18 protein-coding genes and 1 pseudogene are annotated in these 21,502 nt (G+C 74.4%); 6 read left to right on the plus strand and 13 right to left on the minus strand.

All coding sequences use genetic code 11. The features are described 5' to 3' along the window. The first annotated feature begins 77 nt into the window (after positions 1-77). The gene (locus J2S46_RS21665; RefSeq protein WP_191288412.1) at positions 78-1,142 is read left to right on the plus strand and encodes a M12 family metallopeptidase; all 1,065 of its coding nucleotides are present in this window, start codon (positions 78-80) and stop codon (positions 1,140-1,142) included. 94 nt (positions 1,143-1,236) lie between these two features. Here the strand turns inward: J2S46_RS21665 and J2S46_RS21670 are convergent, their stop codons facing one another. After that, positions 1,237-2,217 carry a DUF8832 domain-containing protein gene (locus J2S46_RS21670; RefSeq protein WP_229912184.1) on the minus strand — a complete coding sequence of 327 codons (981 nt, stop codon included), beginning with the start codon at positions 2,215-2,217 and terminating at the stop codon, positions 1,237-1,239. A 95-nt stretch (positions 2,218-2,312) separates the two neighbouring features. Next, entirely contained in the window at positions 2,313-2,795 is a 483-nt protein-coding gene (locus J2S46_RS21675; protein WP_191288411.1) for a hypothetical protein, read from the minus strand. Between the two features lie 293 nt (positions 2,796-3,088). Here J2S46_RS21675 and J2S46_RS21680 point away from each other — a divergent pair, with 293 nt between their 5' ends. Next, a complete protein-coding gene (locus J2S46_RS21680) occupies positions 3,089-3,703 on the plus strand; it encodes a DUF6083 domain-containing protein (RefSeq protein ID WP_191288410.1) in 615 nt (204 codons plus the stop codon). Between the two features lie 189 nt (positions 3,704-3,892). Here the strand turns inward: J2S46_RS21680 and J2S46_RS21685 are convergent. Both J2S46_RS21685 and J2S46_RS21690 read right to left on the minus strand, forming a co-directional pair. Then, positions 3,893-4,411: pseudogene (locus J2S46_RS21685) on the minus strand (NAD(P)-dependent oxidoreductase); the annotation flags it as partial. Further along, positions 4,408-5,310 (minus strand): SGNH/GDSL hydrolase family protein, encoded by a 903-nt coding sequence (locus J2S46_RS21690; RefSeq protein WP_191288409.1) that lies wholly within the window; start codon positions 5,308-5,310, stop codon positions 4,408-4,410. The gene J2S46_RS21690 and the pseudogene J2S46_RS21685, both read right to left, overlap by 4 nt. 69 nt (positions 5,311-5,379) lie before the next feature. On the opposite strand from J2S46_RS21690, the gene J2S46_RS21695 reads away from it, so the two are divergent. From J2S46_RS21695 to J2S46_RS21705, 3 genes are all read left to right on the plus strand, one after another. Then, on the plus strand, positions 5,380-5,895 hold the full coding sequence (locus J2S46_RS21695; protein WP_191288408.1) for a MarR family winged helix-turn-helix transcriptional regulator: 516 nt from the start codon (positions 5,380-5,382) through the stop codon (positions 5,893-5,895). A gap of 224 nt (positions 5,896-6,119) precedes the next feature. Beyond that, the gene (locus tag J2S46_RS21700; protein ID WP_191288407.1) at positions 6,120-6,644 is read left to right on the plus strand and encodes a luciferase domain-containing protein; all 525 of its coding nucleotides are present in this window, start codon (positions 6,120-6,122) and stop codon (positions 6,642-6,644) included. 139 nt (positions 6,645-6,783) lie between these two features. Next, entirely contained in the window at positions 6,784-6,948 is a 165-nt protein-coding gene (locus J2S46_RS21705; RefSeq protein WP_191288406.1) for a hypothetical protein, read from the plus strand. A gap of 79 nt (positions 6,949-7,027) precedes the next feature. On the opposite strand, the gene J2S46_RS21710 is transcribed toward J2S46_RS21705, so the two are convergent. Then, positions 7,028-10,063, minus strand: a complete 3,036-nt coding sequence (locus J2S46_RS21710) for an AfsR/SARP family transcriptional regulator (protein ID WP_191288405.1) — start codon at positions 10,061-10,063, stop codon at positions 7,028-7,030. A gap of 248 nt (positions 10,064-10,311) precedes the next feature. Between J2S46_RS21710 and J2S46_RS21715 the strand changes: the two genes are divergently transcribed. Continuing rightward, positions 10,312-11,292: a helix-turn-helix transcriptional regulator gene (locus tag J2S46_RS21715; protein ID WP_191288404.1), complete on the plus strand. Its 981-nt coding sequence runs from the start codon at positions 10,312-10,314 to the stop codon at positions 11,290-11,292. Positions 11,293-11,350: 58 nt separating this feature from the next. Here J2S46_RS21715 and J2S46_RS21720 read toward each other — a convergent pair whose 3' ends face one another. The 8 genes from J2S46_RS21720 to hemA all read right to left on the minus strand — a co-directional run bounded on the left by J2S46_RS21720 (position 11,351) and on the right by hemA (position 21,489). Beyond that, positions 11,351-12,364, minus strand: coding sequence for an NADP-dependent oxidoreductase (locus tag J2S46_RS21720; RefSeq protein WP_191288403.1), 1,014 nt, complete (start codon positions 12,362-12,364; stop codon positions 11,351-11,353). Further along, positions 12,364-13,758 carry an MFS transporter gene (locus J2S46_RS21725; RefSeq protein WP_191288402.1) on the minus strand — a complete coding sequence of 465 codons (1,395 nt, stop codon included), beginning with the start codon at positions 13,756-13,758 and terminating at the stop codon, positions 12,364-12,366. The genes J2S46_RS21720 and J2S46_RS21725 overlap by 1 nt, the downstream gene beginning before the upstream one ends. 2 nt (positions 13,759-13,760) lie before the next feature. Continuing rightward, entirely contained in the window at positions 13,761-15,161 is a 1,401-nt protein-coding gene (locus tag J2S46_RS21730) for a hypothetical protein (RefSeq protein ID WP_191288401.1), read from the minus strand. Positions 15,162-15,223: 62 nt separating this feature from the next. Then, complete coding sequence (locus J2S46_RS21735; protein WP_191288400.1) at positions 15,224-17,161, minus strand: phenylacetate--CoA ligase family protein; 1,938 nt, start codon at positions 17,159-17,161, stop codon at positions 15,224-15,226. Continuing rightward, a complete protein-coding gene (locus tag J2S46_RS21740; protein WP_191288399.1) occupies positions 17,158-18,402 on the minus strand; it encodes an ATP-grasp domain-containing protein in 1,245 nt (414 codons plus the stop codon). The genes J2S46_RS21735 and J2S46_RS21740 overlap by 4 nt, the downstream gene beginning before the upstream one ends. Next, positions 18,399-19,358: a 3-oxoacyl-ACP synthase III family protein gene (locus J2S46_RS21745; protein WP_191288398.1), complete on the minus strand. Its 960-nt coding sequence runs from the start codon at positions 19,356-19,358 to the stop codon at positions 18,399-18,401. Before J2S46_RS21745 ends, J2S46_RS21740 begins: the two co-directional genes overlap by 4 nt. Continuing rightward, positions 19,355-20,230, minus strand: coding sequence for a TauD/TfdA dioxygenase family protein (locus J2S46_RS21750; protein WP_191288397.1), 876 nt, complete (start codon positions 20,228-20,230; stop codon positions 19,355-19,357). The genes J2S46_RS21745 and J2S46_RS21750 overlap by 4 nt, the downstream gene beginning before the upstream one ends. Positions 20,231-20,280: 50 nt before the next feature. Further along, positions 20,281-21,489 carry a 5-aminolevulinate synthase gene (gene hemA / locus J2S46_RS21755; protein WP_191288396.1) on the minus strand — a complete coding sequence of 403 codons (1,209 nt, stop codon included), beginning with the start codon at positions 21,487-21,489 and terminating at the stop codon, positions 20,281-20,283. Between the last annotated feature and the right edge of the window lie 13 nt (positions 21,490-21,502).

The following is a 21,502-nucleotide window of genomic DNA, read 5'->3' on the forward strand; positions in this document are numbered from 1 at the left end:
CCGGATGGTCCGACAGCCGCCAAGTCCGCACCCGATCGCCTGTGCCCCTCAGGCGGTTGCAGATCGGAGGCACCATCATGGCAGGCGTCAGGAGCACGGTGGCCGACTACGGACCACCCCGGTACTGCTCCCAGAAGTCGTCCCTGCGTCCCGCCCCGGCTCCCGGCCTCGCGCCGCACCGGGCACACGCGATCATCACCATCGGGAACAAGTGGCTGAACGGCACCGTGCTGCGCTACTGCTTCCTCGACTCCACCGGCGGCGGCCGGGGCCCCGGGCAACTGGACGCCGTCCGGGCCGCCCTGCGCGAGTGGAAGGACCTCGGCATCGGACTGGACTTCAAGGAGGTGGACGACTCCTCGGAGTCCGAGGTCCGGATCGACTTCCAGGGCAGGTTCTCCGAGTCCGCGGTGGGCACCGATGTGCTGCAGGTCGGGCAGCACGAGGCCACCACCAATTTCGGCTGGGACCTCACCGACGCGGTCGGCCACGCCACCGCCCTGCACGAGACCGGGCATGTCCTGGGGTTCGACCACGAACACCAGAATCCGAACGCCGGGATCGAATGGGAGGAGGAGAAGGTCTACGCCGCGCTGGCCCTGCCGCCCAACGAATGGGACCGCGAGACCACGTTCTTCAACATCATCCGGAAGCTGGACGCCGCCACGGTGTCCGGCACCGACTTCGACGCCGACTCGATCATGGAATACCCCTTCCCGCCGGGGCTGATCAAGCGGCCCAAGAAGTACCGGATCGAAGGCATCCCCGATCCGCTGTCGCTCTCCGCCTTCGACAAGGACATGGTGCAGCAGTGGTACCCGACGCTCGTCGCCAGGCCGCGTCACCTGGAGCCGCGCGAGTCCGTCGCCCTCCCCAAGCACTCCGGCGGGCAGACGGACTTCGAGATCACACCCGCCGAGAGCCGGAAGTACGCGGTGGCCACCTTCGGTGACGCCGACGTGGTGATGGCCCTGTTCGAGCGGGTCAACGGCGAACTCCGGTACGTCACCGCCGACGACGACAGCGGCCAGGACCGCAACGGGCGGCTCGACGTCAAGCTCTTCAAGGGCCGCAGCTACGTCGTCCGCGCCCGCCTCTACTCCTCCTGGGGCACCGGCGAGGCGGCGCTGATGTACTGGTGAGACGGCCGACGCGCCCTTGAGACCCGCGGCTTCCCCGCGGGCCGGCGCCGGCGGTACCCGGGCGGGCACCGCCGACGCCGGCCGGCCGGTGGCGTCAGCCGGCCACCCGCAGGGTCACGACGGCGGTGTGCAGCACGCCGGCGGTCCGGAACTGCAGGAACAGCCGCCAGTCCCCGGCCGCCGGGAGTTCGGCGTGGAAGGGCAGGGTCGGGCCGCCGGTGGCGCCCTCGGCCCGGCCCTCCGGGTGCAGGTGCGCGAAGGCCAGGTCGCCGGTGTGGAAGGCGGTCAGGTGGGCGTAGGACTCCAGGTACGGCTGCAGGTCGGTGACCGGCGCGCCGTCCTTGGTGACGGTGACCCTCAGCTCGGCCGCCGCCCCGGCGGCCGGGGCGCCGTCCACCGTCACGGTGTAGCCGTCGACGCTCGCCGGGCCGGTGGCGGCGGCGGTCGGCGCGGGCCCGGCGGTGCCGGGCACCTTCACCGTGCGGCTGAGGACCAGGGCGGTGCCCTTGCCCGGCCCGCTGTCCGGGGTGAAGGAGGCGTACAGCCGCCAGTCGCCCGGGGCCAGCGCGTCCAGCGGGGCCGTCCAGCCGCCGTCGGCCGCCATCTCCGGGTGCAGGTGCTGGAAGCCCGTCAGATCGGCCCGGACGGCGTAGAAGTGCAGCCGCTTGGTCTGCTCGACGGCGAACGCGGTGACCGGAGCGCCGTCCGGCCCGGTGACGGTGAACCGGAACTCGGCGGGTACGCCGGCCGGCAGGGTGTCGGAGCCCGACGTCAGGCGGTAGCCGTTCTGCTCGGACGCCAGGCCGGCGCCGCCGGCCGGTCCGCCGGTCGTGGCCGTCATGCCGGGCATGTCGTGGCCGGCGTGGGCGCCGCCGGCGGTGGTGGAGGTCGCGCCGGCGTGGCTGTGACCGCTGTGGCCGTCGCCCGCGCCGGACTTGGCGGCGGGGGAGCCGCAGGCGGCCAGCGTGAGGGCGAGCGCGGCCGCCGCGCCGGCCAGGGCCGTGCGGGTGGCGAACGCCGTCGGGGCGGGCAGCGGGCGGCGCGCGGACGGACGCGGGGGCAGGTGGGCTGACATGGTTCGGTGACTCTCCGGGAGGGTGCGCCGCCGAGGCGGCAGGTGAACGGGCAGGACACGGCACCCGGACTCCTGACGGAGCCGGGCGGTGCCCGTCACGTCCGCGCGACGCAGACCTGGAGGAGGATGTGCCGCCCGCCGCCGGGCCCGGCCCGGGGCGGGCCCGCCGACCTGGCGGACCCCGCGGCCACCACGGCCGGCAGGACGGCGGCCGGGGCGCCCGTCGCCGGTCCGGGGGCGGGCAGCGCGGCGCCGTCCCGGGCCTTGGTGGCCAGGCAGAGGGTGTCGCGGGCATGCGGCCCGGGTGCGGACGGCGCCGGCGCCGAGACCTCGCCGGCCCGCCCGGCCGTGACGCCGGCCCGCCCGGCCGTGTCCGGGTGCCGGTGCGCGGCCTGGTGTCCGGCGCCGGCGGAGGCCGCCGCGGCCGGTGGCCCCGGCATCGCGCCGAGGGCGCGGTGGCAGTCGCCGGCCGCGGCCGGGGAGCCGTGCATCAGGAACAGGCCGGCCAGCAGGGCGCAGAGCAGCAGCAGTTGAGCCGTCGCCCGCTCGCGCCTCCTGCTGGTACCGCTGGTCGTCATCCGGCCCTGTCCTCGGTGGGTGGCATTCGGCTGCCGACAATACCCGGGTCCGTACGGGGTGCCGGATTCCCGCGCCCGGTCGCGCCCCGGGCCGGGGCGGCCACCGCTCATTCCCGGGCCGGATCGGCCCAATTCCGGGCCCGGTCAGGTCTTTTCCAGCCCCGACCGGGTCCCTTTCGCGCCGCTTTTCCGCCCCGTGCCCGGCCGCGGCCCCGGATTTGTTCCCGACCGGTGAATCACGGGTAGGGAAGTGGGCAGGAATGACTCGGCAATCCCCGTAGGCAGGAAGTCCGATGCCGCCTCGCTACCGCAATGACGAGCGTGACCCGGCCGGTGCCGCGAAAGCGCACCGGACCGACCGTCCTGGACCCTCCGTCTGCGATTCCTGCCGTCGGCCGCTCACCCGGTGGACCACCGCCGTCGGCGGCACCCGCTGCACCGGCTGCGCGCCCGCCGCCGATCCGTCGGACCGTGAACCCGTCACCCTGGGTGAGGCGTTGGCCGGAGCCTTCGCGGAGGTCGCCCGGAGCGTCCCGGCCCCGCCGCTGCTGCCCGCCCAGCGCACCGGTGCGACCACCGGCGCCGGGGCCGCCGCGGTGGCCCGCGCCGATGCCGCCCCGGGGGCCGACGCCGGGGCAGCGGCCAGCTGCCGCCGTTGCGGCGCCCGGGCGGCCTGGCACCTGACCGTCCGGGGCCGGTGGATCCTGATGGAGCCCGGCGAGTGGCCGACCGGCGCCGTCCCCGTCGGCAAGCGGTGGCGGATCACCGCCGACGGCATCGCCGTCAACCTCGGTGCCTCCGGCCGGCCGGACACCTGCCGGATCAGCCACTTCGACACCTGCGCCGAGGAGCCGGCCCCCTACGAGTCCTCGGTGATGCTCGGGCTCTGGCACCAGCACGCGCGCTGAGCCGGCCGGCGCGGCACAGCACCCCGACCGGCCCGGCCGGTGCTCAGCCGGAGATCTCGACCACCGCCCGCCAGGTGCTCCGGTCGCCGACCCGGGTGAGCAGGTAGTCCGCCAGGTCGGCGCGGGAGAGCGACCTGGCGTCCGTGAGCGGGGCGTTGACGGCCGTCCGGTACCGGCGGCCGGGCGCCCGTCGGTGAGCATCGGCGGCCGGACCACCGTCCAGGCGGTGTCGCTCACCCTGAGCAGGGCCTCCATCCTGGCCATGTCCGCGTACCCGTGCCGGTAGAGCCGCTGGACGACCAGGCGGGTGACCAGCCGCTGGGGCAGCGGCGTGCCCGGGGCGATCTCCAGCCCGGCGGAGGAGAGGCAGAGCAGGCGGCCCACCCCGGTCTCGCGCATCGCCGCGAGGATGTTCCGGGTGCCCTGCGAGTACACCGTGGTGGGGCGCCGGCGGTCGGTGCTGCCCAGGCAGGACAGCACGGCGTCCTGCCCGGCGAGCGCGTGCGCCCAGGTGCCCGGGCCGAGCACGTCGCCCCGGACGAGGGTGAGCCCGCCCGGGGCTCCGGCGCAGCCCGGCCCGGTGGCCGCCGGGCGGGCGACCCGGGCGGGATCGCGGACGACGGCGGTGACCTGGTGGCCGGCCGCGAGGGCCTGCGCGAGGAGCTGGGCGCCGGTGCCCCCGGTGGCGCCGAAGAGCGCGAGTCTCATGCCGGCCCCGCGAGCCGGCGGACCAGCGCGGCGGCGACCGACCGCTGGCCCGCCAGGGTGAGGTGGAGCCCGTCGGGCTGGTGCGGGTCGTCGCCGTCGCCGTCGCCGTCGGGCGTCACGGGCGTGGCGGCAACGGCGGAGCCGGTGTCCACGGTCGGCTCCGGCCGCCCCCGCAGGAAGGCGGCGACGGCCTCGATGTCCTCGTTCGCCCAGCCGATGCCGGCCCGCCGGAAGTGCGGGTAGGCGGCCACCCGCTCGGCGTGCACCCCGGTCGGGGTGAGCCAGATCCACCGGGCGGACGTCCGGCGGCCCGCCAGTTCGCGCAGCAGCAGCAGGTTGCGCCGGGTCTCGTCCGCGCTGACCAGGCGGACGGCGTCCGGGCCCAGCCGCTGGACGTCGTTCGCGCCGAGCATGCACAGCACCCAGTCGGGGCGCCGGCCGGTGAGGGCCGGCAGCTGGGCCAGCGCCTGGGTGGTGGTACAGCCCGGGACCGCCAGGTTGCTGAGCCGGACGCCGGGGGGAAGCAGCCGGCGCAGGATCTCGAACCAGGACAGCCGGTCCGCGGTGGTGCTCTCGCCGAGCGCCACGACGTGCTCACCGGGGCGGAACGGCAGCCGGGCGACCAGCGCGGCGAAGCCGTCGTCGGCCAGCAGCCCGGCGGCGGCCCGGCGGACCTGTTCCTCGAAGCCCAGCCGCAGCTCGCGGTGGACCGCCGGGTCGAGGCCGGACCGGGCGGCCTCCCGGGCGTCGTCCGGCTCGTCGACCGGGACGGGCGCCGGCTGCCGGAACCGCACCAGGCGGGCTGCCGGCTCGGGGTCCGGTGCGGGGGCGACCGGTGCGGGGGTGCCTGGTGCGTGGGTGCCTGGTGCGTGGGGGCCGTTCGGGTGCTTCGGCTGCATGGCAGAATCCGTTCTCCTTGAAGAATCGTTCACCGCAGAGAATCATTCCTTGTCGCGTACGATAGTCGGGTGAGCAGCGAGCGGCAAGCAGCCGAAGAGTCCGGCGGACCGGCCCCCACACCCCGGGGTGCGGCCTTCCTGCTCACCCAGCTCGGCACCCACGCCGCCGACCGCTTCGCCGTCCGGGTCGCCGAACTCGGCCTGACCCCGCCCGACATCGGACTGCTGCGGACCATCGCCACCCGCCCCGGGCGCAGCCAGCGCGCCCTCGCCGCCGACCTCGGGGTGGTGCCCAGCCGGGTCGTCGCCCTGATCGACCGCCTCGACGGCAAGGGCCTGGTGGAGCGCCGGCGCAGCACCGAGGACCGCCGCAACCACGAGCTGTACCTCTCCGCGGAGGGCGGGCGGGTGCTGGGGGAGCTGAGGGGGATCGCCGCCGCCCACGAGGACGACATCCTGAGCGCGCTCGACGACGGCCAGCGGGCCGAGCTCACCGAACTGCTCGGGCTGGTCGCCGCCCAGCAGGGCCTCGCCCCCGGAATCCACCCCGGGTACCGCAACCTCCCTGGTGGTCAGGGGAGTTAGGTCGGGGCGGGCCGGTCCCGTCGAGGCGGCCGAACCTGCCGCGCGGCGACCGTACGGGCCGGGCCGGCCGGGGGGAGCACCCGCGCCGGGGGTGCCGGATCTGTAGCATGACGGTGCATCAGGACGAGTATCGGGGCGGGATCGGCACGGGAACGGCCGACACCAGTGTGGGCAGCCGGTACTTGGCGGGCCCCTGCGCCGCGCCGACTGAACAGGAGGCTCCCATGACCTCGCCCAAGCGCTCCGGCCATCCTCCGCTGGTGTCGGCGGACCTTCCCGTCGAGCAGCTCACCCAGTCCGCGCCCGTCCCGCTCCAGGAGCGACTCCGGCTGACGTTCGCCGGGCTGCCCGGGGTGCAGCTCGGGCCCTCCTTCGTCTGCGTACCGGGCACCCGGGCCGGGCATCTGGCGCCCACCGTGGCGCACGGCCCGGTGGAGGCCTTCCTGGCCGGCACCGAGTTCGGCCACCTGCACCCGCCCTACGACGGCAGCGTGCACCTGATGCTGCCCGGCCCGGTGGCCGGCCGGGCGGTCGCCGACGGCTGGGCCGAGCCCGCGCAGCCGCCCGGCTCGGTGCTCGTCTACGGGCCGCGCGACGAGGCCGAGGCCGAGACCGTCCGGGCCCTGGTACTGGCCTCGTACCGGTTCGCCTGCGGCGACGGCGCCGCCACCCCCGAGGTCGGTAACGCCCCGGACGCCGACGCCGCCCCGGAGGGCGGCGACCCGGCCCGGATCGTTTCAGCCGTGTGAACTCTCCCGGACCCGCCACGCCCGCGGCCGGTTCCCTGGATACTCGGCCGAGCGGTATCGCCAGGGGAACGGTCCGGGAACGGACGTGGCGAGTATCTGCGGTGTCGGAACAAGACACCACAAACAACGGGGTGGGAACATGCGCGGCAAGCTCGTCGGTCCGGTCGGAATCATCGCGGCGGCACTGGTGGTCGGCCTGGGGGCACTGGTGCACGAGGACGGCCGGGCCACCGACCGTCCGGGCGGACCGGTCGTGGTCGTGGCGGACGACCGCCCGGTCTCCAACACCATCGGCCCGTTCTGACCGGCCGGGGGACGGACCGCCCGGACGGCCCTCCCGGGCGCGGCCCCTCCGGGCAGCGCCCGGCCCGGCCCGCCGGCGCTCAGCCCGGCCGGCGGACGTGCTCGGGGATGCCCATCCCGTCGAAGAGCCGGTCGGCCCGGGCCCGGTAGGTCCGGGCCTGCGCCGTCTCGCCGAGCGAGGCGGCGGTCGCCGCCAGCCCCTCCAGGGCGTGGGCCGCCTCGATGCCCGAACCGATCTCCTCCGCCAGCCGCAGCGCGTGCGCGTGCCGCTCCTGGGCCTGCTGGTACTCGGAGCGGCCGCGGTGGATCCGGCCCAGGATGTTCTCGACGGTGGCCTTCCAGCCGGCCGACCCGCTGGTCCAGACGAGATCCAGCGCGCGCAGCCCGAAGTCGTACGCCTCGGCGAGCCGCCCGGCCCGGTGGTAGGCGTCCGCGAAGCGGGCCAGCACCAGACCGGCGGTGGCGGGGCGGTTGAGCCGCTGGTGCCGCTCCTGGGCGGAGGTCAGCGCGGCCAGCGCCGCCTCGTGCTCGCCGAGCCCGAGGTAGGCGTTGGCCAGGTTGACCAGCGCCAGCACCCCGTTGTCCAGTTCGCCGAGCCGCCGGCTCAGCTCGTCGGCGGCCAGCGCCGCCTCGGCGGCCTCCCGGTGGCGGCCGAGCAGGGTGCTGACCGAGCTGATGCTGATCAGCGTCACCGCCTCCTCGCGCGCACTGGCCAGCTCCCGGTGCAGCGGCAGCGCCTGTTCGAGCCTGGCCAGGCCCTCGCCGTAGTGGCCGAGGCCGTTGTGGAACGCGCCGAGCCGGCTGAGGCAGGCGGCCTCGCCCTGCCGGTCGCCGATCTCCACGGCGATGTCGAGCGCCTGGTTCAGGCAGTCGATGCCTTCCTGGAACCGCCCGAGCGGCCAGAGCGCGACCGCCAGGTTGGTCAGGCTCACCCGCAGCAGCAGCGGGTCGGCCGATCTGCGGGCCGCCTCCACCGCGATCCGCCCGGTCTCGTACAGCTCGGCGGAGAAGCCCCACATGTTGAGGTACATGCCGAAGCCGCGCGGCAGGTACGCGGCCTGCCGGTGCAGCCCGTCGGCGGCCGCCCGGCGGACGGCCGCGAGCAGGCTGCGGTGCTCGCGCTCGAACCAGGCCATCGCGGCGGCGGTGTCCGCCATCGGCGGCAGCGCGACGCCCGGAGCCGGCAGGTCGACGCCGAGGTCGACCCGGCCCGGGAACAGCAGGTCGCAGGCGGCCTCCACGGCCAGCACGTAGTAGTCCATCAGCCGCTCGACGGCCGCCGCGTCCTCGCCGGCCGACTCGGGCCCGCGCAGGCTCTGCGCGAAGCTGCGGACCAGGTCGTGGAAGGCGTACCGCCCCAGTTCGTACTGTTCGAGCAGGTGGGCGTCGAGCAGCTGCTCCAGCAGGTCCTCGGCCTCGACCACCGGCAGGCCCAGCAGCGCCGCCGCCGAGTGCAGGTCCAGGTCCCCCGCCGGGTGCAGCCCCAGCAGCCGGAACGCCACCTGCAGCTCGGGCTCCATCACCAGGTACGACAGCCGCAGGCTCGCCGCCACGCTCCGGTCCCCGGAGCTCAGTTCGGCCAGCGTGCGGCTCTCGTCCAGCAACCGGTCGACCAGGTACTGCACCGTCCAGCGCGGCCGGTTGCGCAGGCGCGCGGTGGAGATCCGCAGGGCCAGCGGCAGCCGGCCGCACAGCCGCACCAGCTCCTCGGTGGCGGCGGGCTCGGCCGCCGCCCGGCCGCCGCCGAGCGTACGCTCCACCAGCTCCATGGCGTCGGCCATCGGCAGCAGCCCGACCGAAACCCCCTGCGCGCCGTCCAGGTTGACCAGCCTGACCCGGCTGGTGATCAGCACCAGGCAGCCGGGTGAGGCCGGCAGCAACGGGCGCACCTGGTCCGCGCCGACGGCGTTGTCGAGCAGGATCAGCAGCCGGCGCCCGGCCGTGACGACCCGCCAGAGCGCGATCCGGCTGAGCAGGTCGTCCGGGATCTGGTCGCCGGCCAGGCCCAGCGTGCGCAGCAGGATGTCCAGCACCTCGGCCGGTGCCAGCGGACGCTGCTGCGGGGTGAACCCGTGCAGGTCGATGTAGAGCCGGCCGTCCGGATAGTCCTCGGCCAGCCGGTGCGCGGCGTGCACGGCCAGCGCGGTCTTCCCGCTGCCGCCCATGCCGTCGACGGCGATGATCCGGGTGCCCCGGCCGGCCGGTGCGGCGGCCGCGCCCACGAGCCGGCCCAGCTCGGCCGCCCGGCCGGTGAAGTCCGGCAGGTCGTAGGGCACCGAGTTGGGCGCCGGGCCGAGCCGGCGGACCTCCGGCGGCCCCGGGGCCTCGGCGGCCGGCCGCTGCGGGGCGGCGAGTTCGGGGCTGTTGCGCAGGATGGCCTGGTGCAGGGCGGTCAGTTCGGCCCCCGGGTCGATCCCCAGCTCCTCCGCCAGCAGATCGCGGACCCGGCCGTACTCCTCCAGCGCCTCGGCCTGCCGGCCGGCCCGGTACAGCGCGAGCATCAGCTGCCCGCGCAGGGTCTCGCGCAGCGGGTGGGCCTGCGCGACCTGGGTGAGGTCCACCACCAGCTCGGCGGCCTCGCCCAGCCCGAGCCGCAGCTCGAAGAGCTGCTCGGTGGCGGTCAGCCGGCGTTCCTCCAGGGCGGTGGCGGCCGCCTGGATCACCGGGCTGCCGTCGCCGGCCAGCACGGCGCCCCGCCAGAGTTCGAGCGCCGCGCGGAGCTGGCCGACGGCGTTCTCGCGCAGGCCGGCGGCGGCGGCCTCCCGGGCGCGCTGCAGCCGGATGCCGAACAGCACCAGGTCGAGCTGGTCCTCCTCGACCGCGATCCGGTAGCCGGGGCCGTCGGTGAGGATCAGGCCGGCGCCGCCGGGGATCCGCCGCCGCAGGTCGGCGACGATCTTGCGGACCTGGTGCGAGGCGGTGGCGGGGGGCAGGTGGTCCCAGGCGGCCTCCACCAGCCTGGCGACCGGGACGACCCGGCCGTGCTCCAGCAGCAGGGTGACCAGGACGCGCTCCTGCAGCAGCCCGCCGAGCTTCAGCCGCTCGTCCCCCGCCCAGCACTCGAGCGAGCCGAGGATCTTGAAGCCGACCCGGCCCGGTGGGGCGTCGACCCGCATGCGTGGATCACCTCGCGCGTCTGCGTCGGCCCTGGTCCGGGCCCATCGGCCCAGGTCCGGGCCACAGCGCGCGATCATACAGAACAGGTCCGGACCAGGCCCCGCCGCCGTCCGGGACCGGATCGGGACCGGACGGGGAACGCCGCCGCCGATGCTGCGAGGGTCGGCAGGTCCCCGGGACTCCAGGGCGACCGCAAGCAGCCGGCCGGGCGAGACCCGCCCGCCACCCCGGCCTCCGGAGACGAGCAGTGCTGAACCTCACGAACCTGGATGCGACGTCCATCGCCGTGTACCGGACTCGCGTCGCCCACCCCGCCGCCACCTCCCGGCAGGTGTCCGACGAACTGGACATCCCGCTGTCGCAGGTGCACCTGGCGGACGGCCGGCTGGCCGAACTCAGACTGCTGCGCCCGGCGTCCGCCGACGGGTGGGCCGCGGTCAGCCCCGAGACCGCGTCCGACCTGCTGCTCGCCGAGGCGGAGCGGGCCCTGCTCGAACAGCGCACCGCGGTGGCCGCCGCCCGGGCCGGGCTGAGCGCGCTCACCGGGGAGTACCTGGACGCCCGCAGCCGGCGCACCGGCCCGGGCGGGGTGGAGACCGTCGAGGGCGAGGAGGCGCTGCGGGCCGTCGTCCACGAGCTCAGCCAGTCCTGCCGCTCCACGGTGGACGCCATGGTGCCGGTCGGCGCCGGCGACCGCGCACCGCTGCCGGAGATGCCGCTGGACCTCGCGGTGCTGGCCCGCGGGGTGACCGTCCGCACGCTCTTCCAGCAGGCCGGGCAGGGCCACCGGGCCACCGCCAGCTACGCCCGGGCGATCTCCACCGCCGGCGCGCTGGTGAAGAGCGTGACCCTGCTCCCCGCCCACATGCTGGTGTACGACGGCACGGTGGCCGTCCTGCCGCTCGGGCCGGGGCCGTCCGGCGCGGACGCGGTGGTGGTCCGCGACCCGGCGGTGCTGCAGGTCCTGATGCAGCTCTTCGACCAGCACTGGGAGCGCGCCAGCGACTTCGGGGCGGTGGAGCAGCACGGCGGGGAGGGCCCCTCCGACCTGGAGCGGGCCGTCCTGCGGCTGATGGCCGCGGGCAAGAAGGACGAGGTGATAGCCCGGCAGATCGGGGTGTCGCCGCGGTCGATCAGCCGGATCGTGGCCACCCTGATGGAGCGTCTGCAGGCGGCCAGCCGCTTCCAGGCGGGGGTGCGGGCGGCCGCCAACGGGTGGCTGGCCTGAACCGCCCGCCGGCCCGCCGGCCCGTCCGGCCCCGGCTGTCCGGCCCGGCCGGGCCCGCTCACTCCCCGGCGACCCGGACGAGCATCTTGCCGGTGTTCTCCCCCCGCAGCACGCCCAGGAAGGCGTCCACCACCCGGTCGAAGCCGTCCACCACGGTCTCGCGGCCGGTGATCCGCCCGGCCAGCAGGTGCGGGACCAGCCACTCCTCCGCCTCCGGCCGCAGGTGCAGGTGGTGGCGGACCTGGTAGCCGCGCAGCTGGATGCTCCGGTCCGAGACGGCGTAGAGGTTGCGCGGCGCGGCCGGCGGCTCGTCCGGGTTGTTGTACTGCGAGATCGCGCCGACCCAGGCGATCCGCCCGAACTCGCGGGTCACCCCGATGGCCGCTTCGAGGTGGTCCCCGCCGACCCCCTCCAGGGCGGCGTCGATCCCGTCCGGCGCGGCGGCCGCGAGCAGCTCCGGCACCGGGCCGTCATGGTGGTCGAAGGCGGCGTCGAAGCCGAGCTCCCCGGCCAGGTACGCGACCTTGGCCGCCGAGCCCGCGCTGCCGATCACCCGGCCGGCGCCCAGCACCCGGGCGATCTGCCCGGCCACGCTGCCCACCGCGCCGGCCGCCGCCGAGATGTAGATCGACTCGCCGGCCTGAAGCTTCAGGATCTCCCGCACGCCCACGTAGGCGGTCAGTCCGGTACCGCCGAGCACCGACAGGTACGCCGAGAGCGGGATGCCCGCCGGCGGCCGGACGATCCGCACCCCCGCCTGTCCGGGGGCGACCACGGCGTGGGTGCTCCACCCCTCGCTGTGGGCGACCAGGTCGCCCGGGGCGAACTCCGGGCTGCGGGACTCCAGCACCCGCCCGACGGCCCGGCCGTACCGGAGCGGCTCGCCGATCTCCCATCCCGCGTCCATCAGCTCCCGCATGTACGGGTCCACCGACAGGTGGACGTTCTCCACCAGCGCGGTGCCGGGCGCGAGGGCGGGCAGCTCCTCCTCGACGAAGCGGAAGTGCTCCGCCGTCGGGAACCCCTTCGGCCGGGCCGCCAGCCGGACCGACCTCGTCACGGTCCTCGTCATCACACACTCTCCTGGGCACTCGGAACGGACGCGGCACGGCCGGCCGGGACGGGACCGCCGGTGGGGTCCGGGCCGTCGGTGGGAACGGGACCGCCGGCGGGAACGGCACCCTCCGTGGCCCCGGCGCCGCCCGCGGAGGGCCAGCGCAGCATGGTGGGCACGAACAGCAGCGCCACCACCAGGTTGAGCAGCCCGCCCACCACCCACGGCGCCCGCAGGCCGTGCTCCGCGGCCACGAAGCCGCCGGCCAGCGCCCCCAGCGGGATCGCGCCGAAGCAGACCATCCGGGTGCTGGTGCTCACCCGCCCCCGCAGCTCGTCGGGCACCAGCCGCTGGCTGACCGACTGCGCCATCACGTTCCACAGCGACAGGCCGGCCGACCAGACGCAGAACAGGGCCACCACGACGGCGGTCCGCCGCCCGAACAGGCCGATCGCCAGCAGGCTCACCGCGCCGGCGGTCGACACGGTGATCGCCACCACCCGGGCGCCGCAGCGCTCGACGATCCGCCGGCTGGCCAGCGCGCCGACGACACCGCCGATCGCCATCGTCGCCACCAGGACCCCGTAGCCGCTGCGGCCGACGTGCAGGACGTCCGTGGCGAACAGCACCAGCACCGACTGCGCCATCGTGACGCAGAAGTTGCTGACGGCGGCCAGCACCACGATGGCCCGCAGGACCGGGTGCCGGGCCAGCAGCCGCAGCCCTCCGGTGGCCTCGGCGAGCATCCCGCGCAGTCCCGGTCCGGCCGCCTGGCCGGCGGCCCCCCGGTCGGCCCGGAAGCGTCCCCCGCCGCCGCGGATCCGCGAGATCAGCACCAGCGAGCCGACGTAGGTCAGGGCGTTCGCCCAGAACGGCAGCGGCAGCAGGAAGGCGAACAGCGCGGCGCCCAGCGGGGGCCCGACGAACTGCCGGCCCAGCGTCTCGGCCGTCACGTTGCGACCGTTCGCGGTCTCCAGCGCGGCGCTCGGGACGACGTTGGGGATCACCGCCCGGTTGGCGCCGGTGAACAGCACGTCGCCGGCGCCCAGCCCGAAGGCGAGAAGGTAGAGCATCCAGATCCGGGTCAGGCCGAAGGTCGCCAGCAGGGCGACCGCGACCAGCAGGACGGCCTGCACGGCCTGGGTGACGATCATCAGCCGGCGCCGGTCGTACCGGTCGACGATCATGCCGCCGGGCAGCGCCAGCAGCAGCCAGGGCAGGCCCTCGGCCAGCGCGACGCCGGAGATCAGCTTCGGGTCGCTGGTGATCGCGCCCGCCAGCAGCGGCAGGGTGGCGAGCAGCATGCCCTCGCCGAGGGTCTGGATCGAGTAGGCGGACAGCAGGTGCTGGTACTCCCGCCCCAGGGCCGGGCGCCCGGTCGGGGGCGCCGCGCGGTCCACGGTCGGTGACACGGTCAGCTCTCCTCGGTCCGGTCGTCGGTGTCGGCGGTCATGGTGCCGGAGGTGACGGCGTCGGAGGTGACGGCGTCGGGGTACAGGTAGATGCCCGCCAGCCGCTTGTGCTCGGCCTCCAGCGTGAACGGCCGGCCCGAGGGCACCAGCCGGGCGCCGCCGCCGGCGAAGCCGCTGGGCATCCAGTACAGGCCGAGGCAGGAGTCCCACGGCTCGGTCCGGCCGGTGACCGGGTCGAACACCGGCTCCTGCCGGGGCACCACCCGCTCCTGCACGACCGCCCCCACCGAGGCGGCCTGACGCAGCGCCTGCTCCCACTGCCGGTCGTCCACCAGCCAGCCGCAGGTGATGCCCTGGCTGGCGAAGCTCTCGTCCAGCTTCAGGATCAGGTGCTCCCGGCGCTCCCGGCACAGCTCCAGCAACTCGCGGCCGTGGGCCGTCGCCCCCGGCGTCAGCGCCCTGGTCCAGGGCAGCACCCGGTCGACCAACCGCCGCTCCTCGGTGGAGAGATGGGAACGCAGCCGGGGGTCGGAGAGGTAGGCCATCCAGCGCTTGTTGGCGTTCAGGTCGGTCTCCAGCGGGCTCCAGAGCGCCACCCGGCCGTCCTGGTGGGCGTCGCGCAACTGCCCGGCCAGCTCCCGGCCCTGCGGATGGCCGACCACCTGGTCGAGGTCGAAGAGGCGGTAGACCACGTCGACCGTCACCTCGCCGAGCAGCACCCTGCCGCCGCGCACCCGCAGGTCGCCGATCTCCCCGAGGTGGCACTCCAGGCCCTCGGCGCGCAGCAGCCGTTGCAGCGGACGCCAGGCGTGCCCGTAGGCGGCCATCCCGCCGGGGCCCTCGATCAGCGCCACCACCGGTTCGGGCGCGGAGACGGCGGCGCCGGCCGCGCGCAGCGCCCCGGCGAGCAGCGCGGTGGTGTCCAGGTGGTGCAGCCCGTGCCGCCCCGCGAACGAGCGGAAGCCCTCGAACTCCAGCAGCGCGGCCGCCGCCGGGCCGACCCACTCCTGACCGCCGGTCTGGCTGGAGGCGTTGAACTCCAGGATCTTCAGCGACTCGCCGTCGTGGTAGGCGTCGACCCGCCCGAACCGGGCCGGCCGCTCCTTGCCGAAACCGCCGACCAGCGCGGCCTTGGCCGGGTCGACGCCGAGCGCCCGGCAGACCCGCTCGGCGTCGCCGTCGAAGAGCCGCTCGGGCAGCGAGGTCAGCAGGTCCACCACGCCGAGCAGGTCGGCCTCGAAGCGGCGGATCTCCTCCTCGCCGAAGAACATCGGCCGCGAGAGGTACCGGTAGCCGAGGCCGGTCAGTGCGGGGAACCGGTCGGAGCCGAGGTCGATGCCGAGCAGCGGGCTCCCCGGCCGGGCCAGTTCCCGGTTGAACAGGCGAGTCATGCGGTCAGTCACGGGTTTTCCATTTCTGCGTCCGGCCCGCGGGCGGGGAGCGTACGGCGGGGTGGGCGGTCGGGCTACCGCAGCCGGCGGTCGATCACGGTCTTGATCTTGCCGCTGACGGCGTTCCGGGGCAGGCCGCCCTCGGGGTGGCACTCCACGGCGAACTCGAAGACGTCGAGCGACTCGTCGAAGGAGTGGTGGTCGCCGAGCACCTCGAAGCGGCCCTTCAGGTGGTCGCGCAGCTCGTCCGGGTCCAGCGTCCCGGGCGACTCGGTGCGGACGGTCACCCTCTCCCGGCCGCCCAGCGAGTCGATCTCCACCTGTAGCTGCGACACCTCGAACCGGGCCAGCTCGGCCATGATCTCGCCGTACAGGACGGTCCGGCCCTTCACCTTGATCTGGCCGTCCGAGCGCCCGAGGTACTCCAGCACCCGGCCGCTCACCCCGCAGCCGCAGGCATGCGGGAAGATCCGGCCCAGGTCGCCGATCCGGTAGCGGATCAGCGGGCCCTCGAACTTCTGCATGCTGGTGACCAGCAGCTCGCCCGGCTCGCCCTCGGGCACCGGGCGGCCCTGCGCGTCCACCACCTCGATCAGGTTGTAGTCGTCGCAGAGGTGGTGCAGGGTGCCCGCCAGGTCGCCGCACTGGTAGCCCAGCTGCGCGCCGTCGTTGGCCGCCAGCACGCTGGAGACGACCTCGGTGCCCAGCTCCTCGCGCAGCCACCGCTTGTCGGACTCCGTCATCGGGGTGCCCCCGTACAGCACCTTCTCGATCCGCAGCCCGGGCTCGCGCGCCTTGGCGTCGCGCAGCACCGGCAGCAGCAGCGCCGGCTGGCCCAGGATGACGTTCGCCGAGAAGCTGCGGGTCAGCATCAGCACATCGTCCGCGGTGATCATCTGCGCGGTGCTGTACGCCTCCACCGGCATCCGGGACAGCTCGCTGCTGCTGGTGATCAGGCCGCCGTAGAGACCGCCACCGAACAGCGAGTTGATCAGCCGGTCGCCCGGCCGCACCCCCAGCGCGTAGAACAGCGGGACGGCCTCGCGCACCATGTTGTCCCAGTCCGTGCGCGAGTACACGATGTAGCGCGGCGGGCCGGTGGTGGCCCCGCTGCGCAGCACCTCGCCGCTCGGCCGGTCGCCGCTGCACAGGCCCCGGGCGGCCGGCAGCGAGTGCTGCTCCAGCGCGGACTTCTCCAGCACCGGCAGCCGTTGCAGGTCGGCCCGCTTCTCGATCCGGGGCAGGTCGCGGTAGTACGGGGTGCGGCGGGCCCGCTCGACCAGGTAGCGCAGGCGGGCGGCGATCCGGCCGTCCTCCTGCGCGGTGTCCGCGCCGCGGGCGTCGGAGAGCCGGGTGCCGCGCAGGTAGGTGCGGTGCTGGAGGGCGCCGGCCCAGCCGGAGCGGCAGTCCAGCCGTAGGACCTCGGCGGCGAACGGGCCGCCGGTGCCCGCGCGCCCGGCGGCGTCCACCCGGATCCGCAGCACCGGCACACCCTCGGTCCCGGCGACGTACAGCGCCTCGTCCGCCCAGTCCTCGCTGGGCAGCAGGTCGGGCACCAGCACCGGGTGCGCGCCGGGGACGTCGGTGCCCGGCGCGACCGTCCGGCTCGGCGGCAGCGGGAACCCCGACTCCCGCAGCAGCCCGGTCAGCGCCGCCCAGAACTCCTGCCGGTCACCGCGGACGACCACCTCGTTGCCGGTCGCCCAGCCGAGCAGCAGGCCGCGCAGGGTGTTGCCCGGGCGGCGGTCGTCCAGCACCACCGTGCCGAGCGGCGAGAACTCCACCACGTCGTCGGTGTCCACCAGGGGCTGCCACGGGTACTGACCGAGGCCGTCGAACAGCTCGTCCAGGCCCTCGGCGAACTCGGCCGAGGCGAACAGGCCGCCGAGGGAGGACAGTCCGGCGCCGGCCAGCAGCCGGGCGAGCTCGGAGTCCGGGCCCTCGGCGAGCACCCGTTCGGCGTGCTCGACCGTGAGCAGCAGGTCGGTCGGGTACCAGCGGGTGGCGCTCATGCCGCGGCCCCTTCGAGCACGCGCGGCTCGCCGGCTCCGGCCGGTGCGTCGACGGGCAGCTCGGTGACCGTGACGGCGCGGGCGCACTCCGTCAGGAAGCCGGCCACCACGGCCGGGTCCGGGTGCGAGGCCTCGATGAACACCGGGACCTCCCACTCCTGGTAGGAGATGGCGCCCGGCACCGGCGCCGCCCCCTCGGACTGCTCCAGCAGGTGCAGCCGGTCCACGCACGGGTGCTCGCGCAGGTGCTCCGGGATCGACACCACCGTGCGGGCGCCCGGCGCCAGCTGGTGCCCGGGGAAGATCAGGAACCCGTGGTGGCGCCCGCTGGGCTCGGCCGGCTCGGGCCGTTCGAAGCCCAGCCGGACGGCGATCTCGTGCGAGGGCAGGTGGACGCCGGTGTGCCGCAGGTGCGAGTCGACGATGCCGCCGCCGCCGAGCCGGTTGGCCACCTCCAGGAAGACCAGCTCACCCTCGGCGGTCTCGAAGAACTCCAGGTGCAGGCAGCCCTCCTCGATCCCGAGCGCCGCCACCGCCCGCGCCACGAAGGCGTGCCGGCGCTCGTCGGCCGGCAGCTGGCTGGACCCGACCGGCGCGCCGTGCGCGAAGTCGACCGGCTTGCCGATGTAGCGGCTCACCACCAGGTCCAGCACCGCGCCGTCGCTCACCAGACCGTCGGCGTGGAACAGCTCGCCCTCGACGTACTCCTCCAGCTGGTACTCGCCGGGGTCCGGCAGCGTGCGGTAGAAGGCGAGTGCCTCCCGCGCCGTCGGGTGGATGCTGACCCCCTCGCTGGAGGCCCCCCGGCGGGGCTTGACCACCGTCTTCCCGGTCCACGGAAGCGGCCCGCAGGCGGGGGGCGCGGCGACGAACCGCGGGTGGCGCACACCGGCGTCCACCAGGGCCTGCTTCATCGCGACCTTGTCGCGGACCTTCTCCAGCTGCGCCAGCGACGGCCCGGGAACGCCCAGGTGCTCGCGGATCCGATGGGCGCCGAGGATCCCCGACTCCGACAGGGCCAGCACCCGCTCGAAGCCGTCCGCCCGCGAGGTCCGGGCGATCACCTGCTCGGTGAGGTCCAGCGCCGGGTCGATCAGCAGCCGCTCGCAGCGCAGGCCGGCGGGCAGCTGCGCGTCGCCGATCGGGCCGCAGACGTAGGTCACGTCGTGCTGCTCGTGGTCGATCCCCAGGTGGTACTGGATCTTGCGGTAGGGGACCTGATTCATCACCAGGATCTTCATTCGTGATACTCCAAAGCCGTGATGCCCCAGCTGAAGCCCATCGCGCTGGTGGCCAGAATGATCAGGTCGCCGGGCCGCAGCTTCCGCTGCTCCCGCAGGTCCTGGAGGGCGATCAGGGTGTCCGTCCCGCCCATGTGCCCGAACCGGTGGTAGTTGAAGACGCTCTTCTCCGCCGGGAGGTCCAGCTCGCGCAGCAGCCGTTCGTGCATGTCCCGGTCGCCCTGGTTGATCAACAGGTGGGCGACGTCCGGGAGTTTCGCCCCCACCGCGTCCAGCGTCCGGTCGATCAGCGCGGTGAAGTTCTCCACGTACGCCGCGGCCAGGCCGCCGCGGTGCGCCGCGCGGCGGATGGCCACCCGGTCGCCCCGCTGCTCGCCGACGTAGTAGTCGGACCAGCTGGGGTCGGTGCGCATCTCGCTGTGCAGCACCGTGAAGGCGCCGCGCCCCGGCTCGACCAGCATCGCCCCCGCCGCGTCGCCGAAGTTGAACAGCGCCTTGGACGCCGGGTCGGTGTGGTCGACCATCCGGCTCAGCCGGTCGCCGACCAGCACCAGCCCGTAGCCGCCGCCGTCCAGTGCGATCCGGTCCGCGACGATCTTCAGCGCGGCCATGCCGGCGTTGCAGAAGTTCGCCACCTCGAAGCAGTGCGCCCGCCGGATCCCCAGCTCGTGCGCCACCTTGGCGGCGGGCGACCAGAACGGGCGGTCCCACTGGCCGGAGCCGGCCACGACGACGTACCGGATCTCGTCCACGTCCACCGGGTGGCGGCCCAGCAGCTCCCGGGCCGCGGCCAGTGCCAGCTCCCAGGCCTGCTCCCCGTCGGCCAGCGCCGGGAAGCCCTCGGTGTGGGTGATCGCCAGGATGTCGGCCACCGGGACCCCGGAGGCGGCGTGCATCTCCCGCACGTCGGCCCGCCCCCGGGGAAAGCTCACGGCGAAGTCGGCGACGCCGCTCACTGAACCTCTTCTTCGACCAGCTGCACCTCGGCGTCGACGGCCTCGATGCTGACCCGGTGCACGGTGCGGCCGACGCCCGGCTCCACCTCGGTGGCGATGTGGTAGGTGGTCCGGGTCTTCCAGATCACCAGGTCGTTCTGGGTCCAGCGGTGGGTGTAGACCCGCTCCTCGTCCTGGATCAGCCCGTCGAGCAGGGTGAAGAAGGCCTCGTTCTCGTTGGGGTCGAAGCCCGCCACCGAGTCCATGTACTCGCGGGAGCCGTAGACGTACTCCCGGCCGGTGTACTCGTCCTTGCAGATCAGCGGGTGCTCGACCTTCGGGTGCTCGACGTCGATCAGCGCCTTGAACTCCGCGACCGACAGGCCGACGTGCTCCGGACGGATGCGCAGCCGCTTGCCGACGGTGTGCACGCCGATCCGGTCGGCGAGCCGGGCCTTCCACTCCTGCGGCAGGCGGTCGTACACGTCGACGGCGCTGGCGAACTTGGTGTGGCCGCTGGTGGACGGCACGTTGACGCCGTGCAGCATGGTGAACGGCGCCGGCTCGGCCACGAAGGACGAGTCCTGGTGCCAGAAGTTGCCGACCCGGGCGACGCCGATCGGCTTGTCGCCCTTCTTCTCGTTCGAGGAGATCATGATCTCCTCGAACTCCGGGTGGCGGTACTTGCTGATCACGAAGGGCACCGGCCGGCCCAGCCGGGAGGCCAGGTCGATCTGCTGCAGCGGGGTCAGCTCGATGCCGCGCACGACCAACAGCTCGCGCTCGCGGACGCCCTCGACCAGCTTCTCCCAGACCTCCGGCCGCACCAGGTCGTCGTAGCCGACGCCGGTCAGCTCCAGACCGATGAAGGGGGTGATCTCGGTGATGTTCATGGTTCCTCCGGTTGTCTGCCCCGAGGCCGCGTCGGCCCGGGTGCTCGGTCTCAGTTCTCCTGCAGGCACTTCTGCATGGCGTCGGCGAAGTTCGCGATCTGCTCGGGGGTGCGGAAGGGTGCGACGGTGACCCGGAACCGCTCGCCACCGCGCGCCACCGACGGGAAGTTGATCGGCTGGACGTAGATGTCGTGCTCCTCCAGCAGCTGGCGCGACACCCGCCGGACCCGCTCGCCGCCGGGCACCATCACCGGCACCAGGTGGCTGTCCGCGTCGATGAAGTCGATACCCCTGGAACGCAGTTCGGCCTTCATCAGCTCGGTCCTGGCGGCCAGCCCGGCACGCAGCGCGTCACCCTCCTGGACGAGCTGCAGGCTCCGCAGGGTGGCGTCCATGGCGGCCTGCGGCAGCGCGGTGGTGAAGATGAAGCCCGGTGCGAACGAGCGGACGTAGTCCAGCGCCGCGTCGGGGCCCGCCACGTAGCCGCCGACCGTGCCGATGGCCTTGCCGAACACCCCCTGGACGAAGGTCGCCCGGTGGTCGTCGATCTCCGCGCTCAGGCCCGCGCCCAGCGGCCCGCGGACCCCGATCGAGTGGGTCTCGTCGAGGAAGGTCAGCGCGTCGTACTTCTCCGCCAGGTCGAAGACGGCGGACACCGGGGAGGTGTCACCGTCCATCGAGTACACCGACTCGAAGACGATCAGCTTCGGGCGGTCGGCCTCGTAGAGGGCGAGCTTGGATTCGAGGTCCGCCATGTCGTTGTGCGCGAAAACGTGCTTCTTCGCACCGGACCGGACGATTCCCTCGATCAGCGAACGGTGGTTCAGCGAATCGGAGAAGACCACCAGACCCTCGATCGCCGAGATCAGGGTGCTCAGCGTCTCGAAATTCGCGACATATCCGCTGGAGAAGACCAGCGCCCGCTCCTTTCCGTGCCAGGCCGCCAGCCGGTCCTCCAGCTCGACGTGCGCGGTGCTGGTGCCGGCGATGTTCCGCGACCCGCCGGTGCCGGTGCCGTGCCTGCCCGTGGAGTCGATCTGGGCCTGGATGACCTCGGGGTGCTGGCTCATGCCCAGGTAGTCGTTGCTGCACCAGACCTGGACCTTCCGGCCGCGGTACCCGGTGTGGCCGCGGTCGGCGGCCAGGTGCCCGACCGGGAGGAACTCCCGGTAGAGCTCGCTGGCCTTCAGCTCCTCGATCTTCTGCCCGAAGGTGTCGAGTACGGCGTTCCGCTGCTTTTCGAGAATGGAGACGGACATGTCGGCCTTTCCG

The organism is Kitasatospora herbaricolor (assembly GCF_030813695.1).
Taxonomy (GTDB): Bacteria; Actinomycetota; Actinomycetes; order Streptomycetales; family Streptomycetaceae; genus Kitasatospora; species Kitasatospora herbaricolor.

Bases quoted from the DNA above. Each gene is read 5' to 3' on its own strand.
- J2S46_RS21665 (WP_191288412.1), top strand. From the start codon at position 78: ATGGCAGGCGTCAGGAGCACGGTGGCCGACTACGGACCACCCCGGTAC.
- J2S46_RS21670 (WP_229912184.1), bottom strand. From the start codon at position 2,217: ATGTCAGCCCACCTGCCCCCGCGTCCGTCCGCGCGCCGCCCGCTGCCC.
- J2S46_RS21675 (WP_191288411.1), bottom strand. From the start codon at position 2,795: ATGACGACCAGCGGTACCAGCAGGAGGCGCGAGCGGGCGACGGCTCAA.
- J2S46_RS21680 (WP_191288410.1), top strand. From the start codon at position 3,089: ATGCCGCCTCGCTACCGCAATGACGAGCGTGACCCGGCCGGTGCCGCG.
- J2S46_RS21690 (WP_191288409.1), bottom strand. From the start codon at position 5,310: ATGCAGCCGAAGCACCCGAACGGCCCCCACGCACCAGGCACCCACGCA.
- J2S46_RS21700 (WP_191288407.1), top strand. From the start codon at position 6,120: ATGACCTCGCCCAAGCGCTCCGGCCATCCTCCGCTGGTGTCGGCGGAC.
- J2S46_RS21705 (WP_191288406.1), top strand. From the start codon at position 6,784: ATGCGCGGCAAGCTCGTCGGTCCGGTCGGAATCATCGCGGCGGCACTG.
- J2S46_RS21710 (WP_191288405.1), bottom strand. From the start codon at position 10,063: ATGCGGGTCGACGCCCCACCGGGCCGGGTCGGCTTCAAGATCCTCGGC.
- J2S46_RS21720 (WP_191288403.1), bottom strand. From the start codon at position 12,364: ATGACGAGGACCGTGACGAGGTCGGTCCGGCTGGCGGCCCGGCCGAAG.
- J2S46_RS21735 (WP_191288400.1), bottom strand. From the start codon at position 17,161: ATGAGCGCCACCCGCTGGTACCCGACCGACCTGCTGCTCACGGTCGAG.
- J2S46_RS21740 (WP_191288399.1), bottom strand. From the start codon at position 18,402: ATGAAGATCCTGGTGATGAATCAGGTCCCCTACCGCAAGATCCAGTAC.
- J2S46_RS21750 (WP_191288397.1), bottom strand. From the start codon at position 20,230: ATGAACATCACCGAGATCACCCCCTTCATCGGTCTGGAGCTGACCGGC.
- hemA (WP_191288396.1), bottom strand. From the start codon at position 21,489: ATGTCCGTCTCCATTCTCGAAAAGCAGCGGAACGCCGTACTCGACACC.